Source organism: Kitasatospora phosalacinea (assembly GCF_000717185.1).
Taxonomy (GTDB): Bacteria; Actinomycetota; Actinomycetes; order Streptomycetales; family Streptomycetaceae; genus Kitasatospora; species Kitasatospora phosalacinea_A.
This window is the reverse complement of record NZ_JNYE01000142.1, coordinates 1-24,052: the sequence shown is the minus strand read 5'-3', so window position 1 is coordinate 24,052 and position 24,052 is coordinate 1. Positions and strand designations below refer to the sequence as shown.

At 73.4% G+C, this 24,052-nt stretch carries 16 protein-coding genes, 1 tRNA gene and 2 pseudogenes; 14 read left to right on the top strand and 5 right to left on the bottom strand.

Annotated elements, in window-relative coordinates; genetic code table 11:
- Window positions 1-191: 191 nt before the first annotated feature.
- Window positions 192-908 carry a TetR/AcrR family transcriptional regulator gene (locus tag OO57_RS35615; RefSeq protein WP_033256946.1) on the bottom strand — a complete coding sequence of 239 codons (717 nt, stop codon included), beginning with the start codon at window positions 906-908 and terminating at the stop codon, window positions 192-194.
- A 130-nt stretch (window positions 909-1,038) separates the two neighbouring features.
- Here OO57_RS35615 and OO57_RS35610 point away from each other — a divergent pair, with 130 nt between their 5' ends.
- The 4 genes from OO57_RS35610 (at window position 1,039) to OO57_RS35595 (ending at window position 7,307) form a co-directional block, all read left to right on the top strand.
- On the top strand, window positions 1,039-2,745 hold the full coding sequence (locus OO57_RS35610) for a carboxyl transferase domain-containing protein (protein ID WP_234337660.1): 1,707 nt from the start codon (window positions 1,039-1,041) through the stop codon (window positions 2,743-2,745).
- Window positions 2,746-2,844: 99 nt separating this feature from the next.
- Window positions 2,845-5,040 (top strand): biotin carboxylase N-terminal domain-containing protein, encoded by a 2,196-nt coding sequence (locus OO57_RS35605; protein ID WP_033256940.1) that lies wholly within the window; start codon window positions 2,845-2,847, stop codon window positions 5,038-5,040.
- Entirely contained in the window at window positions 5,037-6,047 is a 1,011-nt protein-coding gene (locus tag OO57_RS35600) for a hydroxymethylglutaryl-CoA lyase (RefSeq protein ID WP_081974196.1), read from the top strand. The genes OO57_RS35605 and OO57_RS35600 overlap by 4 nt, the downstream gene beginning before the upstream one ends.
- Before the next feature lie 69 nt (window positions 6,048-6,116).
- A complete protein-coding gene (locus tag OO57_RS35595) occupies window positions 6,117-7,307 on the top strand; it encodes an acyl-CoA dehydrogenase family protein (protein ID WP_033256939.1) in 1,191 nt (396 codons plus the stop codon).
- A gap of 113 nt (window positions 7,308-7,420) precedes the next feature.
- On the opposite strand, the gene OO57_RS35590 is transcribed toward OO57_RS35595, so the two are convergent.
- The 3 genes from OO57_RS35590 to OO57_RS35580 all read right to left on the bottom strand — a co-directional run bounded on the left by OO57_RS35590 (window position 7,421) and on the right by OO57_RS35580 (window position 10,785).
- Window positions 7,421-8,254: a DUF4239 domain-containing protein gene (locus OO57_RS35590; protein ID WP_158715348.1), complete on the bottom strand. Its 834-nt coding sequence runs from the start codon at window positions 8,252-8,254 to the stop codon at window positions 7,421-7,423.
- A 55-nt stretch (window positions 8,255-8,309) separates the two neighbouring features.
- Window positions 8,310-10,100: a hypothetical protein gene (locus OO57_RS47085; protein ID WP_158715347.1), complete on the bottom strand. Its 1,791-nt coding sequence runs from the start codon at window positions 10,098-10,100 to the stop codon at window positions 8,310-8,312.
- A 175-nt stretch (window positions 10,101-10,275) separates the two neighbouring features.
- Complete coding sequence (locus OO57_RS35580) at window positions 10,276-10,785, bottom strand: universal stress protein (RefSeq protein WP_033256942.1); 510 nt, start codon at window positions 10,783-10,785, stop codon at window positions 10,276-10,278.
- An 895-nt stretch (window positions 10,786-11,680) separates the two neighbouring features.
- Between OO57_RS35580 and OO57_RS44980 the strand changes: the two genes are divergently transcribed.
- From OO57_RS44980 to OO57_RS35555, 5 genes and pseudogenes are all read left to right on the top strand, one after another.
- Window positions 11,681-12,643: an HAD family hydrolase gene (locus OO57_RS44980; RefSeq protein ID WP_199811392.1), complete on the top strand. Its 963-nt coding sequence runs from the start codon at window positions 11,681-11,683 to the stop codon at window positions 12,641-12,643.
- Between the two features lie 1,089 nt (window positions 12,644-13,732).
- Window positions 13,733-14,765: pseudogene (locus OO57_RS38830) on the top strand (helix-turn-helix domain-containing protein); the annotation flags it as partial.
- 618 nt (window positions 14,766-15,383) lie between these two features.
- Window positions 15,384-15,986: an oligoribonuclease gene (gene orn / locus OO57_RS35565; RefSeq protein ID WP_033256937.1), complete on the top strand. Its 603-nt coding sequence runs from the start codon at window positions 15,384-15,386 to the stop codon at window positions 15,984-15,986.
- A gap of 114 nt (window positions 15,987-16,100) precedes the next feature.
- A tRNA-His gene (locus tag OO57_RS35560) sits at window positions 16,101-16,176 on the top strand.
- A 144-nt stretch (window positions 16,177-16,320) separates the two neighbouring features.
- A complete protein-coding gene (locus OO57_RS35555; protein ID WP_033256936.1) occupies window positions 16,321-16,767 on the top strand; it encodes a DUF4442 domain-containing protein in 447 nt (148 codons plus the stop codon).
- A 103-nt stretch (window positions 16,768-16,870) separates the two neighbouring features.
- Here the strand turns inward: OO57_RS35555 and OO57_RS35550 are convergent, their stop codons facing one another.
- Window positions 16,871-17,935, bottom strand: coding sequence for a LacI family DNA-binding transcriptional regulator (locus OO57_RS35550; RefSeq protein WP_033256935.1), 1,065 nt, complete (start codon window positions 17,933-17,935; stop codon window positions 16,871-16,873).
- Between the two features lie 418 nt (window positions 17,936-18,353).
- Between OO57_RS35550 and OO57_RS35545 the strand changes: the two genes are divergently transcribed.
- The 5 genes and pseudogenes from OO57_RS35545 to OO57_RS35525 form a co-directional block, all read left to right on the top strand.
- A complete protein-coding gene (locus OO57_RS35545) occupies window positions 18,354-19,673 on the top strand; it encodes an ABC transporter substrate-binding protein (RefSeq protein ID WP_033256934.1) in 1,320 nt (439 codons plus the stop codon).
- 109 nt (window positions 19,674-19,782) lie between these two features.
- Window positions 19,783-20,739 (top strand): carbohydrate ABC transporter permease, encoded by a 957-nt coding sequence (locus OO57_RS35540; protein ID WP_033256933.1) that lies wholly within the window; start codon window positions 19,783-19,785, stop codon window positions 20,737-20,739.
- Between the two features lies 1 nt (window position 20,740).
- Entirely contained in the window at window positions 20,741-21,655 is a 915-nt protein-coding gene (locus tag OO57_RS35535; RefSeq protein WP_033256932.1) for a carbohydrate ABC transporter permease, read from the top strand.
- Window positions 21,656-21,730: 75 nt separating this feature from the next.
- Window positions 21,731-23,185: a glycoside hydrolase family 1 protein gene (locus tag OO57_RS35530; RefSeq protein ID WP_033256931.1), complete on the top strand. Its 1,455-nt coding sequence runs from the start codon at window positions 21,731-21,733 to the stop codon at window positions 23,183-23,185.
- A gap of 166 nt (window positions 23,186-23,351) precedes the next feature.
- A pseudogene (locus OO57_RS35525) lies at window positions 23,352-24,052 on the top strand (hypothetical protein); the annotation flags it as partial.

Sequence of the window (24,052 nt, the reverse complement as noted above, 5' to 3'; positions counted from 1 at the left end):
TCCAGCTCTTCGGTCGTCACAACCCGAATGCTGGACACCCTCCCTGCATGCCCGGAGCAGAACCAGCAAAGCCAGCAGACTTCGGAACTACTCGTCTAGACCTGGATCAGCCGATCGACCTAGGCGGAGGGTGTAGCCAGCCCCACCCCCGACCGACCGCCGGACGCCGGTTCCGCAGGTCAGACGGCCGGTCAGGCCCCTTCGACCTCCGCGGCGGCCGCCACGAACGCCCCCTGCGCCAGCGCGCGCAGCAGCGCCGCCATGCTGCCGCGGGCCAGCCCGGACCGCTCGGAACCGGACCGATCGGAGCCGGGCAGATCGGATCCGGGCAGATCGGCGGGGGTGCCCGCGCCGGACCCGGGTTCGGCGCCCTGGGACGACTGCGGCGCGGCGCTGTGCGGGGTGGAGTTGAGCAGGCCGAACACCGCGTGCACGGCGGCGCGGGCGACCGGCTCCGCCTCGGGCGCGGCCAGCGGCGGGAAGGCCTCGCGCACCACCGCGACCCAGAGTTCGACGTAGCCGCGCTGGAGCCGGCGCACCCGGTGGCGGTCCGCCTCCTTGAGGTGGAGCAGCTCGCGGTCGTGGAGGGTGATCAAGTCCCGGTCGTCCAGCGCGAAGTCGATGTGCCCGTCGATCAGGGAGTCGAGCGCGGCCCGGGGCCCGTCGGCCTCGCCCTCGCGGCGGCGCCCCTCCTCCAGCAGGCGCTCGCTGATGCCGACCAGGAGGTCGGCGAGCATCGCGTCCTTGCCCGCGAAGTGCCGGTACAGGCCGGGTCCGCTGATGCCGACCGCCTTGCCGATCTCGTCGACCCCGACCCCGAGGAATCCCCGGGCTGCGAACAGCCTGGCGGCCTCTTTCCGGATCTGGTCACGGCGTGGGAGCGCGGGGGCGGTGGCGCGGTTGGGCATGCTGCCCATCGTAGACAGTCGGGTTATCGATGGTTAACCTGGCCATAGAGTTAACGCTCATTAACACGGGCTCGCCGGCTCGCCCTTCGGCCTGCCCCGATCCGAATCCGAGGGCAAGGGAGCTCTTGGGATGGTCCCCTCTTCGGCACAGACGCCTCCGTGGTCCACCGCCCCGTCAGGGGGAGCGGCCCCGGACGCCCCGCCGTTCCGCGCCTCCGACGCACCGGCCCCCCGGCTGGAGGGCGCGGCCGACCCGTCCGCCCCGGCCGGGCTGGCCAACGCCCTGGCCCACCGGGAGCTGGTCGCCGAGCTGCGCGGCAAGCTCGCGGCGGCGGCGCTCGGCGGCGGTGAGAAGGCGCGCGCCAAGCACGTCGCCCGCGGCAAGCTGCTGCCCCGGGAGCGGGTGGACACCCTGCTCGACCCCGGCTCGCCGTTCCTCGAACTGGCCCCGCTGGCCGCCGACGGGCTGTACGGCGACTCCGCCCCGGCCGCCGGGGTGATCGCCGGGATCGGCCGGGTCGCCGGGCGCGAGGTCCTGGTGGTGGCGAACGACGCCACGGTCAAGGGCGGCACGTACTACCCGATGACGGTGAAGAAGCACCTGCGGGCGCAGGAGGTGGCCCTGGAGAACCGGCTGCCCTGCGTCTACCTGGTGGACTCCGGCGGGGCGTTCCTGCCGATGCAGGACGAGGTGTTCCCCGACCGCGACCACTTCGGCCGGATCTTCTACAACCAGGCGCGCCTGTCCGCCGCCGGGATCCCGCAGATCGCGGCGGTGCTGGGCTCCTGCACCGCGGGCGGCGCGTACGTCCCGGCGATGAGCGACGAGGCCGTGATCGTCCGCAACCAGGGCACCATCTTCCTGGGCGGCCCGCCGCTGGTGAAGGCCGCCACCGGCGAGGTGGTGACCGCCGAGGAACTGGGCGGCGGCGACCTCCACTCCCGCACCTCCGGCGTGACCGACCACCTCGCGGAGGACGACGCCCACGCGCTCTCCATCGTCCGCACCATCGTGGCCGGGCTGGGCCCGCGCGCCGCCAGGCCGTGGCCGCTCGCCCCGGTCGAGCCGCCCGCGGTCGACCCGGCCGGGTTGTACGGCGTGGTGCCGGTGGACCCGCGCACCCCCTACGACGTGCGCGAGGTGATCGCCCGGCTGGTGGACGGCAGCCGGTTCGCCGAGTTCAAGGCCGAGTACGGCACCACCCTGGTGACCGGTTTCGCCCGGATCCACGGCCACCCGGTCGGCATCGTCGCCAACAACGGCGTCCTGTTCGCCGAGTCCGCGCTCAAGGGCGCGCACTTCGTCGAACTGTGCGACCAGCGCGGCGTCCCCCTCCTCTTCCTGCAGAACATCACCGGGTTCATGGTGGGCCGCCAGTACGAGGCCGGCGGCATCGCCAAGCACGGCGCCAAGATGGTCACCGCGGTGGCCTGCACCCGGGTGCCCAAGCTGACGGTGGTGATCGGCGGCTCGTACGGGGCGGGCAACTACTCGATGTGCGGGCGGGCCTACTCGCCCCGCTTCCTGTGGATGTGGCCGAACGCGAAGATCTCCGTGATGGGCGGGGAGCAGGCGGCGTCGGTGCTGGCCACCGTCCGCCGCGACCAGTTCGAGGCCCGGGGCGAGGACTGGAGCGCCGCGGACGAGGACGAGTTCAAGCGCCCCGTCCGCGAGCAGTACGAACGCCAGGGCAACGCGTACTACGCCACCGCCCGGCTGTGGGACGACGGCGTGATCGACCCGCTGCAGACCCGGACCGTGCTCGGCCTGGCGCTCACCGCCTGCGCCAACGCCCCGCTCCCCGCCCCGCGCCCGTTCGGGGTCTTCCGGATGTGACGGGCGGCCGCGACCGCCCGGACCGCCGTCGGTGACGCACCGTCAGTGACGCACTGCCAACCAGCTCACCGTTCCCTTCGTGACGGAGGAACACCTCTCATGTTCGACACCGTGCTCGTCGCCAACCGCGGCGAGATCGCGCTCCGGGTGATCCGCACCCTGCGGCGGCTGGGCGTGCGGTCGGTCGCCGTGCACAGCGACGCGGACGCGGACGCCCCGCACGTCCGGGCCGCCGACCTCGCGGTCCGGCTCGGGCCCGCCGACCGGAGCGACAGCTCCGCCGCCGAGACGTACCTGCGCGCCGACCTGATCCTGGACGCCGCCCGCCGGACCGGTGCGCAGGCCGTCCACCCCGGCTACGGGTTCCTGGCCGAGAACTCCGCGTTCGCCGAGGCCTGCACCCGGGCCGGGCTGGTCTTCATCGGCCCGCCGCCGGCCGCGGTGGAGCTGATGGGCGACAAGATCAACGCCAAGGAGGCCGTCCGGGCCGCCGGGGTGCCCGTCGTCCCCGGCAGCGAGGAGGGCTCGCCCAGCGACGAGCAACTGGTCGAGGCGGCGGACCGGATCGGCTACCCGGTGCTGCTCAAGCCCTCGGCCGGTGGCGGCGGCAAGGGCATGCGGCTGGTCCGCGACCCGGCCGAGCTGCCCGCCGAGCTCGCCGCGGCCCGCCGGGTGGCCCGCACCGCGTTCGGCGACGACACCCTGCTGCTGGAGCGCTGGGTCGACCAGCCCCGGCACATCGAGGTGCAGGTCCTGGCCGACACCCACGGCCGGACCGTCCACCTCGGCGAGCGCGAGTGCAGTCTGCAGCGCCGCCATCAGAAACTCATCGAAGAGGCTCCTTCCGTCCTGTTGAACCCCCGGACCCGCGCCGCGATGGGCGCGGCCGCGGTGCGCGCCGCCGAGGCCTGCGGCTACACCGGTGCCGGCACGGTCGAGTTCATCGTCCCCGGCGGTGACCCCGCGGGGCCTGACGCGGACGAAGTCCTCGACTTCTTCTTCATGGAGATGAACACCCGCCTCCAGGTGGAACACCCCGTCACCGAACTGGCCGTGGCCGTGGCCGGGCCGGACGGCCCGCAGCGGCTGGACCTGGTCGAGTGGCAGCTGCGCGTCGCCGCGGGCGAGGCACTGCCGTTCGCCCAGTCGGACGTCTCCTTCCTGGGCCACGCGATCGAGGCCCGGATCTGCGCCGAGGACCCGGAACGGGACTTCCTGCCCACCGGCGGTGAGGTGCTGCTGCTGGACGAGCCCTCCGGGGAGGGCGTCCGGGTGGACTCCGGAATCGCACCCGGCGACCGGGTCGGCAGCCTGTACGACCCGATGCTCGCCAAGGTGATCGCGTACGGGCCCGACCGCCCGACCGCGATCCGTCGGCTGCGGGCCGCACTCGCCGAGACCCGCATCCTGGGCGTCACCACCAACACCGGCTACCTGCGCCGGCTGCTGGCTCAGCCCGAGGTCGCAGCAGGTCGGCTCGACACCGGGCTGGTGGAACGCAGTGCCCAGCAGGACGCCTCGCTGCTGAGCTCCCCGTACACCCGCCCCGGGTCGATCGACCTGCTCCACTTCGCCGCCGCACTGCTGCGGCAGCTCGAACTCGGCCGCACCGCCGCCTCCGACGGCTGGACCGATCCCTTCTCCCTCCCTTCGGGCTGGCGGCTCGGTGGCGAGGCCGCGTGGACCACGCACCGGCTCCGGCTGCCCGGCCGCGAACCGGTCACCGTGAGCTGCCGAATGATTACCAATGGTGAATTCGAGAGCGCCATCGGTTTTTCCGCGGCGACCACCCCCGAGTGGGAGGTCCGACTGGGCGACGCCCCGGTCCGCAGGGCCCGCGCGAGCCGGGACGGGAACCTGCTGCGCCTTGCGGTTGACGGCCTGCAGGCCACTTTCACGGTCGCTTCGGAGCGCACGCCGGAGGGGGTCACCCACTGGCTCGGGGTCGACGGGGACGCCTGGCCCGTTCACCCGTTCGATGCAATCGCGGAGCGCGCCGCGGCCGGCACCGCCCACCACGGCACCCTCAGCGCACCGATGCCCGGCACCGTCACCGTGGTCAAGGTCGAGCCCGGCGAGCGGGTCCGCCGCGGCCAGGCCCTGCTGGTCCTGGAGGCCATGAAGATGGAGCACGTCATCTCGGCGCCGCACGACGGCACCGTCGACGACCTGCGGGTGGCCCCCGGCGCGACCGTCGCGATGGACGCGCCCCTGGTGACGGTCGCCGCGGACGAGGACCCGTCCGACCCCGCAGACCCCGCCGAGCCCGAGCCCCTCCAGGAGGCGGCCCGATGAGCGCCGCGCCGAACGGGGCAGACGGAGCGAGCGGGGCGAGTGAGCCGACCGTGCTGGACCTCGGACTGCCGCAGCCGGTGCGCGACCCCGCGCTGCCCGACCGGGTCCGCATCCACGAGGTCGGCGCCCGCGACGGACTGCAGAACGAGGGCGCGCTCGTCCCCGTCGAGGTGAAGGCCGAGTTCGTCGCCCGGCTCGCCGCCGCCGGGCTGCGCACCGTCGAGGCGACCAGCTTCGTCCACCCCAAGTGGGTGCCGCAGCTGGCGGACGCCGAGGAGCTGATGCCCCGGCTGGCCGGGCTGCCCGCGCAGTACCCGGGCCTGCGGCTGCCCGTGCTGGTGCCCAACGAGCGCGGGCTGGACCGGGCGCTGGCCCACCACGCCACCGAGGTCGCGGTGTTCGCCAGCGCCACCGAGACCTTCGCCCGGCGCAACCTCAACCGCTCGGCGGACGAGGCGATGGCGATGTTCCGCCCGGTGGTCGAGCGCGCCGCGGCCGCCGGGGTGCCGGCCCGCGGCTACCTGTCGATGTGCTTCGGCGACCCCTGGGAGGGGCCGGTCCCGGTCGAGCAGGTGGTGCGCCACGGCCTGGCGCTGCTGGAGATGGGCTGCGTCGAGCTGAGCCTCGGCGACACCATCGGCGTCGCCACCCCCGGCCACGTCAACGCCCTGATCGACGCGTTCACCCGTTCCGGCGCCCCGGTCGAACGTTTGGCGGTGCACTTCCACGACACCTACGGGCAGGCCCTCGCCAACACCCTGGCGGCGCTGCGCTCCGGCGTGACCGTGGTGGACGCGTCGGCCGGCGGCCTCGGCGGCTGCCCGTACGCCAAGAGCGCGACCGGCAACCTGGCCACCGAGGACCTCGTCTGGATGCTGAACGGCCTGGGCGTGGAGACCGGCGTGGACCTCGCCGCACTCACCGCGACCAGCGGCTGGATGGCCCGTCACCTCGGTCGCCCCAGCCCGTCGAGGACCGTCCGCGCCCTGCTCGGGCCGACGGACTGACCCCGACACCCTCCTCCGACCACCCGTCCCCACCAGGCCCACCAGGCCGCGATCCCGGGAGGATCAGCCGTGCTCGACCACCGCCTGAGCAATGAGTACGAGGAACTCCGCCGCACCGTCGAGGAGTTCGCCAACGACGTGGTTGCACCGAAGATCGGCGAATACTACGAGCAGAACGAGTTCCCGTACGAGATCATCCGGGAGATGGGGCGGATGGGCCTGTTCGGGCTGCCCTTCCCGGAGGAGTACGGCGGCATGGGCGGCGACTACTTCGCGCTCGGCCTGGCCCTGGAGGAGCTGGCCCGGGTCGACTCCTCGGTGGCGATCACGCTGGAGGCCGCCGTCTCGCTCGGCGCGATGCCCGTGCACCTCTTCGGCACCGAGGAGCAGAAGCGCGAGTGGCTGCCGAAGCTGACCTCCGGCGAGGTGCTCGGCGCCTTCGGCCTGACCGAGCCCGAGGGCGGGACGGACGCCGGGGCGACCAGGACCACCGCGCGCTACGACGAGGCCACCGACGAGTGGGTGATCAACGGCAGCAAGTGCTTCATCACCAACTCCGGCACCGAGATCACCGGCCTGGTGACCGTCACCGCGCTGACCGAGCCGCTCACACGTTCGAGTGATGGATCGTCAAATCAGTCGCCCAGCAGGGAAATCTCCTCCATCATCGTTCCCACTGGGACTCCCGGGTTCCAGGTGTCGAAGAAGTACTCGAAGGTCGGCTGGAACGCCTCGGACACCCGCGAACTGTCCTTCACCGACTGCCGAGTCCCCGCGGCCAACCTGCTCGGACGCCGAGGCCGCGGTTACGCCCAGTTCCTGCGCATCCTCGACGAGGGCCGCATCGCCATCGCGGCCCTGGCCACCGGCCTGGCCCAGGGGTGCGTCGACCAGTCGCTCTCGTACGCCGCCACGCGTCGCGCCTTCGGCCGGCCGATCGGCGCCAACCAGGTCATCCAGTTCAAGCTCGCCGACATGGAGATGCGCGCGCACACCTCCCGCCTGGCCTGGCGGGACGCCGCCTCCCGGCTGCTGCACTCCGAGCCCTTCAAGAAGGAGGCAGCCATCGCCAAGCTGTACGCCTCCGAGGCCGCGGTCGACAACGCCCGGGAGGCGACCCAGATCCACGGCGGCTACGGCTTCATGAACGAGTACCCGGTCGCCCGCATGTGGCGCGACTGCAAGATCCTGGAAATCGGAGAGGGCACCTCGGAGGTCCAACGGATGCTCATCGCACGCGAACTCGGCATGACCTCCTGACCGTCCCGGCCGCCCGGAACCCGATGCGGCCCCGAGCCCGGCCCCGAGGTCTAGCCCTGAGGTTCAGCCCTGAGGTTCAGCCCCGAGGTCGGCGCGGGCCCGGATCGCACCGGTCAGGGTCGGAACGGGGGCAGGGCCGACGCCCCGGCGTCGCCGTCGATCTGGTCGTAGCGCTCCAACGCCAGTTGGAACGCCGTCGGTTGGACGCGCACCGCGCCGGAGAACGGGCCGCTCATCACCGCCACCATGCTCACCCCGAACGCCACGGAGGCGCCCACGAAGCACATCAGTACCAGGTTCCGCGGATTGGAGGTCAACCCGATCACCGAGGGGGTGGCCAGCACGAACACGGCCCCCACCAGCAGACCGCCGATCGCCAGGACGGGCACCGACGCACGGAGATCACCCAGCCGCGCGTTCCGCTTGGCGTTGACCTCGGACAGGCTGCGCAGCACATCGGTACGAGCGCTCGCCTCGGCCTGGTTGTGCACCGTCGCCTGGTCGACGGCGGCCCGCACCCGGTCGATCGCCTGCCAGGCGGTCTGACTGCCGCTGCCGTGCTGCATGGTGGCCCACTCGTCGTCGATCACCACCCTGGTGTAGGACCGCAGCCGCTCCTGCACCACCGGCTGGTCTGCCCCGGACAGGCCGCCGGCGGTCCAGTACGCCTCCGTGAGGGCCCGCGACTCCTCGTAGGTGTGCTGACGTGCCGAGTTCAGCTGCTGCCAGGTACCGGCGATGCTGAACCCCAGGAAGAGCGCGAAGAAACCGAGGATCGCCGCCCCCGCGAAGGACAGCGCCTGCGGCGTCGTCGACCCCTCGCGCGCCCGCCTGGTCCGCCCCAGCAGCAAGCCGAGCACCAACGCCAACACCGCACCCGACACGGCGGCAACGGCGACGGTCAGCATCGCGGCCCGGCCGCACCCGGGCGCAGCGTGCTCCGGCACGCCCGCGCCACCGTCGTCATGACCACCGTCGTCATGACCACCGTCGTCATGGCCGTCACTTCCGCCCCCGGTTCCGCACGGTGAACATCGCCGCCAGGATGCACAGCACCGGGAGGATGAGAGCCAGCAGGAGCATCATCACCTCGGTGGTGTCCCAGGGGTTGTCCTCCTCCTCGGAGGGCCAGTCCCCCGTCGCGTACTGGCTCTGCGCCTGCGCGCCCGGGGAGCGGTCGGCTGCGGGCCGCGACTGCTGCGGGGCGGTGGCGGCGCTCGGACCGTGCGCGGGGGCGGAGGCGGGGACAGAAGCGGGGACCGAGGCGGGGCGATTGGCTGCGCCGGGAGCAACGGCGTTACTGGTGGAGGGAGTTGATCCAGCGGACTGGCCCGGAGCGGCGAAGGGCGAGCCGGGGAGGGCGAAAGCGGTTCCGCCCAGGAGCAACGCCGGGGCCTGTCCGGGGAGGAACGGTCCGAGCAACTGCCCGGCCAGGGCGGGGGCTCCCGCTGCGGGCTGCTGCGCCTGCGCCTGCCCCTGAGCCTGCGCCGCGTTGGCGGGTGGCTGGCCGGGGGCGGCGGCCAACGGCAGGGTGCCGGGCGGGACGGATACCGGGAGCAGCCCCGGCGGAACGGCGTCCGTCGAGGAGCCCTGCGGTGTGCCCGCACCTCCGGCGGTTCCGGCGCCGGTGGTGCCGCCGGTACCGGCCGTACCGGGCGCCGGCTGGCCCGCCCCGGTGCCCGCGGTGCCGCCCGCCCCCTGGCCCGTCCCGGTCCCGCTCCCGGTGCCGGTGCCGGTGCCTGGAGCGGGGCCGGCACCGGAGCCGGAGCCCGCGGCGGTGGGTTCGGTCTGCTCCGGGCCGGGCGGGGCGGGCTGCAGGCCGTCGTAGGTGCCGCTGGCCTCGGCGGAGACCCGGCGGGGGGCTTGGCGGCTGCCGTCGGGGGCTACGGTCGCGTCGTCGGCCGTGCCTTCGGCGCGGGCCGTGCCGGTCTGGCGTCCCGGGCGGGCGGTGCCGGTCGCCCGGCAGTCGACGGCCTGGCCGGGAGCGATGGTGCGCCCGCCGTCGGGGCCCGTGCAGTTGACCGCGCCCAGGCCGGGCAGTCCCTCGGTGATCGAGGCCGCGGTGACCGGGACGTCACCGAACGCCTCCAGGCGGTACTGGAGTTCGACCGTCCCGCCACCCGCGGCCACCGCCCTGACCACCGACCGGTCGGACCGGACGAGCCGCTCGGGCTGGACGGGCCGGTCGGGCTGAACGGGCTGGACGGCGGCAGGGGCGGTGTTCGGTGCCGTCCGGGGCGTCGAGCGGTGGGACAGGCCCGTGCCGGAGGGGGTGCCCAGCCGGGTGAGCCGGATGCCCGCGGTGATGCCCAGGTAGCCGGTGGGTGCGTCGGCGCGCGACTGCGGCAGGTGGTTCGGTGCATCGGCGACCGCCGAGACCCGGGCGGACTGCGGTCCGGGGGCGGCGGTGAAGGTGGTGGTGCAGTCGATCGTCCCGCCGGGCGGGATGCTCCGGTCGGAGCCGCAGGAGAACTGTCCCCCGGGCAGTTGGGGGTCGCTCAGCAGCACGTTGCCGAGCGGGTACTCGGCGTGGTTGCTCAGGTGGTAGGTGCGGGTGGCCGGTTCTCCGGCGCGCAGTCGTACCGCGGGGTCGGTGCTGGTGTTGGTGCTGACGCTCAGCCGCAGTTCGTTGCGCACCTCGCCGCCCCGGGTGGTCACCGGTTCCGACGTCCAGGCGCCGAGGGCCGCGGGAGCCAGCAGCGCCGCCCCGAGCACGACGGGCGCGGGGCGGCGGAGGACGGCTGCTGCGCTGCGCCATCCGGCAGTCTGTACGTCGATATGACGATCGGTCACCCCTGCATGATCGACCAGGGGCTCCACCGGTCACCGGTACGGCGCACCGGAGTGCCCGGGAACGACTCGATCGGCCGATCGTGCCAGGTCACCACGGTCGACGGCAGGCCGCACCGACGGCGGGCCGCACCGGGGACGGGGCGGGGCAGGGCAGGGACGGGGCGGGGGCCGCCGGTCAGGGGATGACGATCACCGGGCGGTTGGCGCGGCGGGCGAGGCGGCTGGAGACGGAGCCGAAGAGCTTGCCGAGCAGGCCGTGGGTGCTGCCGACCACGATGGCGTCCGCGGCGTACTCGCGGCCGACCTCCTCGATCTCGTGGCAGATGTCCCCGCCGCGTTCGACCAGGATCCAGGGGACGCCGGAGAGGAAGTCGGCGCAGGCGAGTTCGAGGCCGAGGATCTCGGTGCGCTGGTCCGGGAGGTCCACGAAGACCGGGGGTTCGCAGCCCGCCCAGACGGTGGCGGGGAGCCGGTTGGCGACGTGGACGATCACCAGGCCGCAGCGGGAGCGGCGGGCCATGCCGACGGCGTAGGCCAGGGCGCGCTCGCTGGAGAGCGAGCCGTCGAAGCCGACCACCACGCCGTGCTGGAACTGCGGGTCGCAGGCGCGCGAGCCGTGCTCCTGGAGCAGGGGTTCGCCCTCGTCGTCGCGACGGCCGACGGTGGGACGGGATCGGTCGGTCATCGCGTCCTCCGCAGTACCGGGTCGTGGGCCGACGACGGGGTCCGCCGCCGTCCCGGGGGTGTCACGCTCGGGGTCGCCGCGCTCCGGGCCGCCACGCTCCGGGTTGCGGTCCGGCCGCTGGCCCAGCAGCTTCCCGAGGCCGCGCCGCGGCCGGTCGGGGCGCTGGACGCCGGGGTGCCGGGCACCGGGGTGCTGCACGACGGGGTGCCGGGCACCGGGGTGCTGGACGTCGGGGTGCCGGACGTCCGGGTGGTGCGGCGGATCGGCGAGCGGCGGGACGCCGGGGTGTCCGGCGTCGAACATGCCGCCGGACGTGCCGTCGGACCTGCCGTCGTACGGGCTGCCGTGGGCAGAAGCGGAGGGCTCATGACCGGCCATGGCTCAAAACTCTTCAACTGAAGCGGGCCTACGCAGGGAGGCGCGGCGGCGGACCGTCCGGTCCCGGTGACAGGGACGGCAGCGGTGGCGATGCGTCCGGGAACGACTACCACCGTTGGGGACCTGTGCCTTTCAGAGTACGGCTCGGAGCGGGCCCCGCCCAGCGACGGCGCCCTCGTGCGATCGGGTTCCCGCGGGTGGGGGAAACACGGGCCGAAACGTGCGCCCCCGCGCGACGGGTTCCCAGGAGCTTGACCGACGACACGCGATGCGCGCAACAGTGCGCCGACACAACGTGACCCGACTGTCATCGCCCCTGCCCGCAGGCGGTGCACGGCAGTTGTCCCGCGGCCGTCCTCCGGCGACCGGCCCGGGGCCGCCCGGTGGGACCGGCCGCTTTTCGGATCATGGTCCGGGTTGCGTGCTTAGCATCCGTATTCGGCCAATTCGCGGAAATTCCTCCCGCCTTTGGCAATTGCCAGGTGCATACGAGTCGGCCGCTGGCAGCATGCTCGGCATGCCGCTGCTCCTGCTCGACCTCGACAACACCCTGCTGCCCAGGGACGCCGCGTTCCGGGCCTGGGCGGAGGACTTCCTCTCCGAGAACGGCCTCCCCGCCGGCGACCTCGACTGGCTGGTCATGCTCGACGGCAGCGGCTACGTACCGCGCAGCACCGTACTGGGTGCGGCGAAGCGTCGCTACGGCTTCGACCGGTCGGTCGATTCGATGCTCGCGCAGTACCGGATCGGCATCAACTCCCACATCCGGTGCCCGGATTCGCACGTCGCGGCGCTCCGGGAGGCGCGCGAGGCGGGGTGGATGCTGGGGATCGTCAGCAACGGCGGGACGATGCCCCAGCTGGAGAAGATCCGGCGGACCGGGCTCGCCGCCCTGGTGGACGGCTGGGTCATCTCGGAGGAGGCCCGCTGCCTGAAGCCGGACCCGTTGATCTTCGAGATCGCAGCGCGCCGGTGCGGGTTCCGGTCGGCCGGGGACCGGGGGGACTGGAAGGCGCAGACCTGGATGGTCGGCGACTACGGTCCGGCCGACATCGCGGGGGCGGCGGCGACGGGGCTGCGCAGCGCCTGGCTGCACCACGGCCGCCCGTGGGCCGAGCGGGCCTACCGTCCGACGGTCAGCTCGCCGAGCCTGCCGGAGGCGGTACGGGTGATCCTCGCGGCGGGCGAACACCCCACCGCCGGACGGGGGTTCGCCGCGGCCACGGCCGGTCGCGCCCAGCGGTCGCGCGGCCGCCTCGCCGTCCCGGCCTCCCGCCTGGCCCCGGCGCCCGCCCGGGTCTCCCCGAACGTCCCGTACGGCCCGAACACCCCGTACGGCCCGAACGCCCCGCACGCCCCGCACGCCCCGGCCACCGCGAAGGCCCCGCTCCCCCCGGCCGCTACACCCCTGGCCGTGCCGCTGACGACGACCGTGCCGCTCGCGCCCGCCGAACCCGCCCCGGCCGCCGCCGCGGGTTGAGGGGGCGGCGAGACCGTGCCGACCAGCGGCCTCGTCCATCCAGCCCGCACGGCACGGTATTTGACGGAACGTCACCGAAATGCGGCAGCCACCACCGACCCCGGAGGCGGGCGGGACCCGCCTCCCGGAGGGACGGAGTCGGCACGGGGGATCGGCGGCGCGGGAGCCCGGAACGGGCGGCGTGGCCGCGTTCCCCGGTGAGGGACCGGATTCGGACGAATGTGCGGGGGGGGGGGGGGGGGGGGGGGGGGGGGGGGGGCCGGCGGGGGGGGGGGTGGGGGGGGGGGGGGGGGGGGGGGCGCCTGGGGAACGACGAGCGCGGAGTGACGGAGCGTGAGGTGGGAGGCGTTCCGGAGTGGCCGGTTCGCGGTGGGCCGGGGGGCTGACGGGGCGCGGGGATCATGGCTCAGGTGTGCGCTGTGGCGCGTGGAAGACGGTTTCACGCCCCCGATTTGAACCGTACGTTTTCGGCCAACTTGCGCCGTCGCCCTGCCGTTCGGGCAAATCCGCAGCACACAGCGGACGGTGAGTGCACCGTCGACGGGGGAATCGCCGACGGGTCGTGCGACAACCGGCCACGCTTGTCCGCGCCCCCTTCACAGCGGGGTCGACGGGTGCCACGCTTCGTGATCGAATGCTTCACGCCAAATTGCCATGTCGACATAGCGTCGGATGGTGAACTTGTCACAACGGCAACGGTCCACCAAGTAGATTCGATCTTGGCTCGCAGAGCGGCAGCCGAGACCACCACACCACCGAGGGGGCTGGAGCGCCTTGAGCAGGGTGAGCAGGAGCGACGCGGGTCCTGAGAACGGCCGCCAGCCTTCGTCCCATCCCGGTGGCACGGCGAGACTCGGCAAGTTCGGTGGCACGGCGGCCGGTTCGGCGGCCGGCGGGCCGGGCGGTCAGCTCCAGGGTGCTCCGGGAGCGATGACGCCGGGTCAGCACTCCGCGGTTCCGCCCCTCTCGGCGGCCTCCTCCGCGCACGGCGCGACGCACGGTTCCGCACACGGCGCGACGCACGGCGCGACGCACGGCCCCGCGCACGGCGCGACGAGCGCGGGCGCGGGCGCGGGCAGCGCGACGGACGTGCTCCCGGTCGGCACCGGCCCCGGCGCGCTGTCCTCCCCCCGCAAGCTGGCTGGGCGGCGGCGGCGCGAGACGGTGGCGGTGCTGCTGTTCAGCGGGGCGCCGATCTTCGAGAGCTCGATCCCCCTGTCGGTGTTCGGCGTGGACCGGCAGGACGCCGGCGTCCCCCGCTACCGGCTGCTGGTGTGCGCCGGCGAGGAGGGCCCGCTGACCACCACCGGCGGGCTGACGCTGACCGCCCCGTACGGGCTGGAGGCGCTGTCCCGGGCGGGCACCATCGTGGTCCCGGCCTGGCGGTCGATCTCGCAGCCGCCGCCGGTCGAGGCGATCGCCGCGCTGCGCAAGGCCCACCACGAGGGCGCCCGGATCATCGGCCTGTGCACCGGCGCCTTCGTGCTGGCCGCCGCCGGGCTGCTGGACGGCCGCCCGGCGACCACCCACTGGATGTACGCGCCGACGCTGGCGAAGCGGTACCCGCGGGTCCACGTCGACCCGCGCGAGCTGTTCGTGGACGACGGCGACGTCCTCACCTCCGCGGGCACCGCGGCGGGCATCGACCTGTGCCTGCACGTGGTCCGCAGCGACCACGGCGCCGAGGCCGCCAACGCGCTGGCCCGTCGGCTGGTGGTGCCGAACCGCCGCGGCGGCGGAGGCCAGGCCTAGTACATCGACCAGTCTTTACCGGAGGAGATCGGCAACGACCCGCTGGCCGAGGTGGTCACCTGGGCGCTGGAGAACCTCAACCAGCAGTTCGACGTGGAGGTGCTGGCGGCCCGCGCCTACATGTCGCGGCGCACCTTCGACCGCCGCTTCCGCACCCTCACCGGCAGCGCACCGCTGCAGTGGCTGATCACCCAGCGGGTGCTGCAGGCGCAGCGGCTGCTGGAGACCTCGGACCTGTCGGTGGACGACGTCGCCCGCCGCTGCGGCTTCCGCTCGCCGGTGGCGCTGCGCGGGCACTTCCGGCGACAGCTCGGGGTCTCCCCGGCCGCGTACCGGACCACCTTCCGGGCCCGGCGTCCGGCGGTCGGCGGGCCCGTGGTGCCGTCGCCGTCGCACGGCCTCCCGGCCGAACGCGGCACGGGCCCGGCCGGGCACCCGCAGGCCCTGCAGACCCTGCAGGCCCCGCACGGGACGGTCGGACACGGGGCGGCGCACGGGCCGGCGGGCCACGGCCAGCAGGTGCCGAGCGGTGCCGGGGCGTCCGGCCCCGGCGGGGGCGCGGCGGGGCGGCAGCGGCCGCGTCCGCTGGTGCCGCCGCAGGCCGGTCCGCCGCCGGGCGCCTACGGGCGTCCCGGGGCCGAGCGCCCGGTCGACCCCCGGTACCCGGTCCGCGCCGCGGGCCAGGCCGCTCCCGGCCCCCAGCCGGGCCCGTCGCCCGCGCACGCGCACGCGCAGCCCTCCCCCGGGCAGCCGGTGCGGCCGAGCGCGGCGTACCCGGGCGGGCGCGGGTCGGCCGAGCGGCCGGACCGTCCGGTGGAGCACGCCATCGCGGAGGACGCGGACGGCAAGCAGCCCACCGCCCGGGACCGCCGGGCGGTGCACCGTCCGGAGGCCGAGCCGGAGCGCGGGGCGCGCGACACGGCGGACTTCGGTCCGGACGGGGCGCGTGCGGTGTCGGGGGCGCGCGACCGCGCCGTAGGGTGAGGGCGTGAATGACCGTCTGGTATGGATCGACTGTGAGATGACCGGCCTCGACCTCGATCGGGACGCCCTGATCGAGGTCGCCGCCCTGGTGACCGACTCCGAGCTGAACGTGCTCGGCGAAGGGGTGGATGTGATCATCCGCCCGCCCGCCGAGGCGCTGGAGGGCATGCCCGAGGTGGTGCGGCAGATGCACACCTCCTCGGGCCTGCTCGACGAGCTCGCGGGCGGCCTGACCATGGCCGAGGCGCAGGAACGGGTGCTGGCGTACGTCCGCGAGCACGTGCCCGAGGCCGGGAAGACCCCGCTGTGCGGCAACTCGGTGGCCACCGACCGCGGCTTCCTGGCCCGGGACATGCCCGAGTTGGAGGGGCACCTGCACTACCGGATCGTGGACGTCTCCTCGGTCAAGGAGCTGGCCCGCCGCTGGTACCCGCGCGCCTACTACAACAGCCCGCAGAAGGGCGGCAGCCACCGCGCACTGGCCGACATCCGCGAGTCGATCGCCGAACTCCGGTACTACCGCGAGGCGGTGTTCGTCCCGCAGCCGGGCCCGGACGGCGACACCGCGCGGGAGATCGCCGCCCGCCACCAGGTGCCCACCACCTGACCAGCGGTCCGGTCCGGGAGGTGGGGGAAACCCTGGCGCGAGCACCCCTCCGCATCCTGTACAGTTCTTCCTGTCGGAGCGGGAACGCGGAAGCGGGAAAGCACCTGACAGATGGTGGGTGTAGCTCAGTTGGTAGAGCACCTGGTTGTGGTCCAGGTGGCCGCGGGTTCGAGTCCCGTCACTCACCCCAACGACGAAGGGCCCGGTCGAGAAATCGACCGGGCCCTTCGTCGTTCCCCGGAACGCCCGGCGCGGGCGGGAGTTGGGAGCCGCGACCGGCCGCGGCGGGCGGCGACCCGTGGACGACCAAACTACTCGCTAGTAACATCGCCGCATGACCACTACTGCGATCGGCGAACTGCTCACCTCCACCGTCCCGATGGTGAGGACCCTGCAGCTGGAGTACCTGGAGACCACCCCGGAGCGGGCCGTGCTGCGGCTGCCCGACCTCCCGGAGTACCGCAACCACGTGGGCGGGCCGCACGCCGGGGCGATGTTCACGCTGGCCGAGTCCGCCAGCGGGGCCATCGTGCTGGCGGCGTTCGGCGACCAGTTGGGCCGCGCGGTGCCGCTGCCGACGGTCGGCGAGATCTCGTTCAAGAAGCTCGCCCGCGGCGTGGTGACCGCCACCGCGACGCTCGGCCGACCGGTCGCCGAGGTGGTCGCGGAGCTGGACGAGGGCAAGCGCCCCGAGTTCCCGATCACCGTGGAGATCACCCGCGAGGACGGCGACGTCACCGGCGTGCTGGAGATCGTCTGGACGCTGCGCCCCAACTCCTGAGCCCCACCGACACGCGTGCGCCCGACACGCGTGCGCACCGCTCCCCGGACGCGCCGGACCCCCGCACGGGCCGCACCCCGCGCGGGTGGTGGCTCCCCCGCCGTCAGGCGGAGTCGCGGACGATCAGCTCGGTCGCCAGCACCACCTGCCGCCGGGCCCGGCCGCGTTCGTGGATCTCGTCGAGCAGCAGCCGGGCCATGGTGCGGCCCATCTCCTCGATCGGCTGGCGGACGCTGGTCATCGGCGGGTCGGTGTGCCGGGCGACGATCGAGTCGTCGAAGCCGATCACGGCGACGTCGTCGGGGATCCGGCGCCCGGCGGCCCGCAGCACCTGCATCGCGCCGGCCGCCATCACGTCGGAGGCGCAGAAGACGCCGTCCAACTCGGGCTTGCGGGCCAGGAGTTCGCGCATCGCGACCCGGCCGCCCTCCTCGGTGAAGTCGGCCAGTCCGACCAGGTCCTCGTCGTAGGCGTGGCCGGCTTCCTCCAGGGCCCGGCGGTAGCCGCCGAGGCGGGCCTGGGCGACCTCCATGTCGAGCGGGCCGGTCAGGGTGGCGACCCGGGTGCAGCCGCGCCGGAGCAGGTGGCGCACGGCCATCCGGGCACCGCCGGCGTTGTCGGCGTGGACGTAGCTGAGCGGTTCGAGGTCGCCGCGCCGGCCGGCCAGCACGGAGGGGATCTCCAGGCTCTCCAGCAACCCGGGCAGCGGGTCGTCGCGGTGGACCGAGACGACCAGGACGCCGTCGACGCGCTGGGCGGTCAGGTAGGCGGAGAGCCGGTCGCGCTCGCGCTGGTTGCGGACCAGGATCAGCAGCAGCTGCATGTCGGTCTCGGCGAGCTCGGCCGAGACGCCGCTGATGATGTCGGAGAAGTACGGCTCGGAGAACAGCCTGGTCTCGGCCTCGGGGACGACCAGTGCGATCGAGTCGGTGCGCGAGGTGACCAGGGTCCGGGCGGCCCGGTTGGGCACGTAGCCGAGTTCGGCGATGGCGGTCTGGACGGCTTCGCGGGCCTTGGCGCTGACCCGCGGGGAGCCGTTGATGACCCGGGAGACGGTGCCGCGTCCGACGCCTGCCAGCGCGGCCACCTCCTCCAGGGTGGGGCGCGCGGTGGCTCTGCCGCCGGCGCCCGGGTGGAGCGCGTCGGGGCGCTGTGCGGTCGGGCTCATCGCTACACCTCTCGGTCTCTGGGACGGATGGGACGGATCCGCGGGGCCCGCCCCGGGCCCGTACGGACTGTTCATTGTGGCCGGTCCCACGGTGTTTCCGACCATCCGGGGCGGCCCCGGACCGGCTCGGGGGCAGCACGAGGGCGTCAACGGCGGTGGTAACGAAGGCGGAAACGCTCCGGCAACGTTTATGTCACCACGTCTTGACACTCACCCCCGCGACACAGCAACCTTCCGGCATGCCCAGCTGTGGGAGCGCTCCCACACTGTAGCCAAGTTCGGCGCAGCAAGAACACCCAACGAAGCTCTCGTTTCAAGCCCGGCAAGACCCACGGAAGCCCACCGGCAGGCCCCGGAAGAGCACCGGAAGCCGTCGGGACCGACCCGGACCAATACCCGGACAAAGGAGTTCGCCCCCATGCGCACCACCTCCCGCCCCCGCAGAGCCGCTCTCGCCGCCACCGCGGTCCTCGCCGCCTCCACCCTGATGCTGACGGCCTGCTCGTCCAGCTCGGACGACAAGGGCGGTTCCACCGACGCCGGCGGCAAGGTCACCCTCAACATCGGTGACTTCGGCACCTTCGGTTACGTGGAGGCCGGCCTGTACGACGAGTACATGGCCGCGCACCCGAACATCACCATCAAGTACGACACCGTCCAGGACGGCCAGAAGTACTGGGACGCGCTGACCACCCACCTGAGCTCGGGCAGCGGTCTGGCCGACATCCAGGCGGTCGAGGTCGGTTACATCGCGCAGGCCACCAACACCCTGGGCGACAAGTTCGTCGACCTCGGCAAGACCGAGGGCATCAACCCCGGCAACTGGCTGGACTGGAAGTCGAAGCAGGCCACCACCCCCTCCGGCTCGCTGATCGGCCTCGGCACCGACATCGGCCCGATGGCGATCTGCTACCGCACCGACCTGTTCCAGCAGGCCGGCCTGCCCACCGACCGCGAGTCGGTCGGCAAGCTGTGGGCGGGCGACTGGTCGAAGTTCGTCGAGGCGGGCAAGACCTACCAGTCCAAGGCCCCGAACGGCACCTTCTTCACCGACTCCGCCTCGGGCCTGTTCAACGCCGTGCTGTCGGCCCAGCCCGAGCAGTACTCGGACGCCTCCGGCAAGCTCGTCTACAAGACCAGCGCCGGTGTGAAGACCGCCTGGGACCTCGCGGTCTCCGCCTCGCAGGCGAAGATCAGCGCCGGCCTGCGCCAGTTCCAGGACCCGTGGAACGCCGCGTTCGCGAACGCCAAGTTCGCCACCGTGGTCTGCCCGTCCTGGATGACCGGCATCATCAGCAAGTACTCCGGTGACTCGGGCAAGGGCAAGTGGGACGTCGCCGCCCCGCCGGTCGCCTCCAACTGGGGCGGTGCCTTCCTGACCGTCCCGAAGGCCGGCAAGCACACCAAGGAGGCCGCGGCCCTCGTCGCCTGGCTGACCGCGCCGGAGCAGCAGGCCAAGGTCTTCACCAAGGTCGGCAACCTGCCCTCCACCGTGGGCGGCCTGCAGCAGCCCGCCGTCCAGGGCGCCAAGCAGGAGTACTTCAACAACGCGCCGACCGGCCAGATCTTCGCCGCCGCCGCGCAGTCCATCAAGCCGGCTCCGATCGGCGAGCAGGACGGCAACGTGAAGACGATCATCACCGACAACGGCATCCTCGACATCGAGGAGCACGGCACCGACCCGGCCAAGGCCTGGGAGAACGTGTCCAAGCTGATCGACGACAAGACCAGCAACTGATCCGGGCCGGCAACGCGCCGGTAGCCGATCCCTACTGCCCGGCCGGGTCCGCCCACCCGGCCGGGCGCCGTTCCGCCGCCCCTCGCCACCCCCGGGAAGGAAACCCCAAGTGGCCACCCACGTCCGCGCCGAGGCCCCGCCCGCGCGCCCCGCCTGGCGCTCACGCCTCTACCGGTTCGACCTGAAGGCGTCCCCGTACGCGTTCATCGCCCCGTTCTTCATCTGCTTCGCCGCCTTCGGCCTCTTCCCGCTGATCTGGACGGGCTGGCTGTCGCTGCACTACGTCGACCTGCTCAAGCCGGACGTGATGGAGTGGCGGGGATTCGGCAACTACACCCGCCTGTGGTCCAACGACCAGTTCTGGACCGCGCTGCGCAACACCTTCACCATCGGTGTGATCTCGACCGTCCCGCAGCTGCTGATGGCGCTCGGGCTGGCCCACCTGCTCAACTACCGGATGCGCGGCCGCGGCTTCTTCCGGGTCGCGATCCTCGCCCCGTACGCCACCTCGATCGCCGCCGCGACCCTGGTGTTCGTCCAGCTGTTCAACCCGGACTACGGGTTCATCAACTGGATGCTGAACGCGGTCGGCATCCACCCGAACTGGTACTCCGAGACCTGGCCCTCGCAGATCGCCATCTCCACCATCGTGACCTGGCGCTGGACCGGCTACAACGCGCTGATCTACCTGGCCGCGATGCAGGCGGTGCCGAAGGACCTGTACGAGGCGGCCAGCCTGGACGGGGCCAACCGGTGGCAGCAGTTCACCCGGATCACCATCCCGTCGATCCGCCCGACCATCATGTTCACCATCATCGTCTCCACCATCGGCGCCACCCAGCTGTTCGGCGAGCCGATGCTGTTCGGAGGCGGCGTCGGCGTGTCCGGCGGCTCCGCGCACCAGTTCCAGACGCTCAGCCTCTACCTGTACGAGCTGGGCTGGCCGTCGCGCCAGCTGGGCCGCGCCTCGGCGGTGGCCTGGACGATGCTGCTGCTCCTGCTGCTGATCGGCCTGGTGCAGTACCTGATCACCCGTTACCGCAAGCGCCACGAGCTGGGAGGCTGACATGGCCGCCACCCTGTCCACCCCCTCCGCCCGGAAGGCGAAGCACGCCGAGCAGGACCGCCCGCGCGGGCTGTTCCGCCGCCGGGCGGGCGACCACGACAAGGCCGGGCCGGTCGCCTACGTGCTGCTGGCGATCGCCGCCGTGGCCTCGCTCTTCCCGCTGTACTGGACCTTCGTCGCCGCCTCCAACACCGGTGAGCGGGTGGCCCAGTCGCCGCCGCCGATGGTGCCCAGCGGCGAGCTGTGGACCAACATCACCACCGCCTGGAACCAGGCGGACATGGGCAAGGCGCTGCTGAACTCCACCATCGTGGCGGGCTGCGTGTCGCTCTCCACCGTGCTGTTCTCCACGCTGGCCGGCTTCGCCTTCGCCAAGCTGCGCTTCCGCGGCCGCAACGCGCTGCTGACCCTGGTGGTCGCCACCATGACCATCCCGCCGCAGCTCAGCGTCATCCCGCTGTACCGGATCGTCACCAAGCTGGAGTGGGGCAACCAGCTCCAGTCGGTGATCCTGCCCTCGCTGGTGGCCGCGTTCGGCGTGTTCTTCATGCGCCAGTTCCTGTCCGAGGCCCTGCCGTTCGAGCTGATCGAGGCGGCCCGGGTGGACGGTGCGAACAGCCTGCGGATCATCTGGCACGTGGTGTTCCCGATCGCCCGGCCCGCCATGGCCGTGCTCGGCATGCTCGTGTTCGTGCAGTCCTGGAACGACTTCTTCTGGCCCTTCGTGGTGCTCACCCAGCAGAACCCGACCGTCCAGGTCGCGCTCTCCGCCATCGGCGGCGGCTCCGGCCACGACATCAACCAGGCCGTGATCATGACCGGTGCGCTCGTCGGCACCCTGCCGCTGCTGTTGATCTTCGCCGTTCTGGGGAAGCACATCGTCGGCGGCATCACCTCCGGCGCCGTCAAGAGCTGATCCGCGGGGAGCCGGTCCACCGACCGGCCCCAGCACACCGCCCCGTCCACCCCCGAGCCATGGGAGCGCTCCCGTATGACCATGACCGATCCGACCACAGCCGCCCACGCCTCGGTGGCGGCCCCCCGGGTGGCCTTCCCGCCCGGCTTCTCCTGGGGCGCGGCCACCGCCGCCTACCAGATCGAGGGCGGAGCCGCCGAGGGCGGGCGCACCCCGTCCATCTGGGACACCTTCGCCAAGACCCCCGGCAAGGTCCTGAACGGCGACACCGGTGACGTGGCGGTGGACCACTACCACCGCTTCCGCGAGGACGTCCGGCTGATGGCCGACCTCGGCCTCACCTCGTACCGCTTCTCGCTCTCCTGGCCGCGGATCCAGCCGACCGGCCGCGGCCCGGCCGTCGAGCGCGGCCTCGACTTCTACCGCGCCCTGGTCGACACCCTGCTGGAGCACGGCATCTCGCCCGTCGCCACGCTCTACCACTGGGACCTCCCGCAGGACCTGGAGGAGGCCGGCGGCTGGCCGATCCGCGAGACCGCGTACCGCTTCGCCGAGTACGCCTCGCTGGCCGCCTCGGCGCTCGGCGACCGCGTCCCGGTGTGGACCACGCTCAACGAGCCGTGGTGCAGCGCCTTCCTCGGCTACGGCTCAGGCGTGCACGCCCCCGGCCGCACCAGCCCGGCCGACGCGCTCAAGGCCGCCCACCACCTCAACCTCGGCCACGGCCTGGCCGTCGGCGCGCTGCGCGAGGTGCTGCCCGCCTCCGCGAAGATCGCCGTCTCGCTCAACCTGCACCTGGTCCGCCCGCTCACCGACACCGCCGAGGACCGCGAGGCGGCCCGCCGGATCGAGGCGGTCGGCAACCGGATCTGGACCGGCCCGATGTTCAAGGGCGGCTACGACGAGGACCTGAAGGCGGACACCGCCCACATCGTCGACTGGGACGAGCTGGTGCGCCCCGGCGACGAGGCGGAGATCGGCCGTCCGATCGACCTGCTCGGCCTCAACTACTACAACCCGACCATCGTCTCGGCGCCCAACGGCGAGGCCGAGACCGCCGAGGCCGCCCGCAACGACGGCCACGGCGACAGCGAGTTCAGCTGCTGGCCGGGCTCCGAGGACGTGGTCTTCCACCTCGCCAACGACGACGTCACCGCGATGGGCTGGCCGATCGACGCCTCCGGCCTGTCCGACTCGCTGGTCGGCATGCACCGCGACTTCGGCCTGCCGCTGCTGGTCACCGAGAACGGCGCCGCCTTCGAGGACGTGGTCGGCCCGGACGGCGAGGTCGACGACCCCGAGCGGGTCCGCTACGTCGACCTGCACCTCCAGGCCGTGGCCGACGCGATCGCCGCGGGCGCCGACGTCCGGGGCTACTACCTGTGGTCCTTCCTGGACAACTTCGAGTGGGCGTACGGCTACAGCAAGCGCTTCGGCATCGTCCACGTCGACTACGACACCCAGCAGCGCACCCCCAAGACCAGCGCCCGCTGGTACGCGGAGGTGATCCGGCGCGGGGGGCTCGCCTGAACTCCCGCACCCCCGCACAGTGTGACGGAGTGTGAGCGACGAGCGTGACCGCGGGGAGTCCCGCTCGTTCTCCCCTGGTGTGCGAACCAACCACGCGAAGCGACCGCGACGTTCGGACACCCCCCGGCACCGGTGGGGGCGGCCCGGAGCACTGGCGGCGAGCGGAATGCTCGCCGCCCAGGTGCTGGGGCTCGGACTCGGCACGGCCGACGCCCGCGCCGCCGACACCGGGCACCCCCCGCAGCACCCCGGCCGCGCCCACGCCCACGGCGCCGTCCTCCGGCCCGGCGGTGAGGCCCGCTCCGGGGGCGGGACCCGCTCCGGCGGCGACGAGGGCGGACTGCTCGACGGCGCGGTCGACGGCGCCGCCCCCGTCGACGGCCTCGACCCCGCCGATCCCGTCGGCACCGTCGACGGCGCGACCACCACCGCCACCGGCGCCCGGCCCGTCCAGAACCTCGGCCAGGGCCTCGGTCACCACCTCGGCCACCACCTCGGCACCGGAGAACTCCCGCTCCCCGGTCACCAGGCCGACCGCCCCGACGCGTTCTCGCTCGCCGCGGGCCTGCTCTCCGCCGTCCCGGCCCAGCCCCGCCCTAGCGACCCGCCGCGCGCCTCCCGCTCCGGCCCCGGAGAGGGCCGCGAACCCGGCGCCCCCGCCGCGCCCGGCCCGTCCGGCGCCCCCGCCGCCACCGTCCCGGCCCAGCGCACCCGGGCCGACGCCGCCCCCGCCGACGCTCCCCCGGCCGGCACCGCCGTCCCCTCCCCCGCCCCGGTCCGCGTCCCGGCCCCCGCGCACCCGCCCGGCACCGCGCCCCCGCGCTCCGCCGCCCCGCGCCCCGCCCCCGACCGCCTCGCCCTCACCGC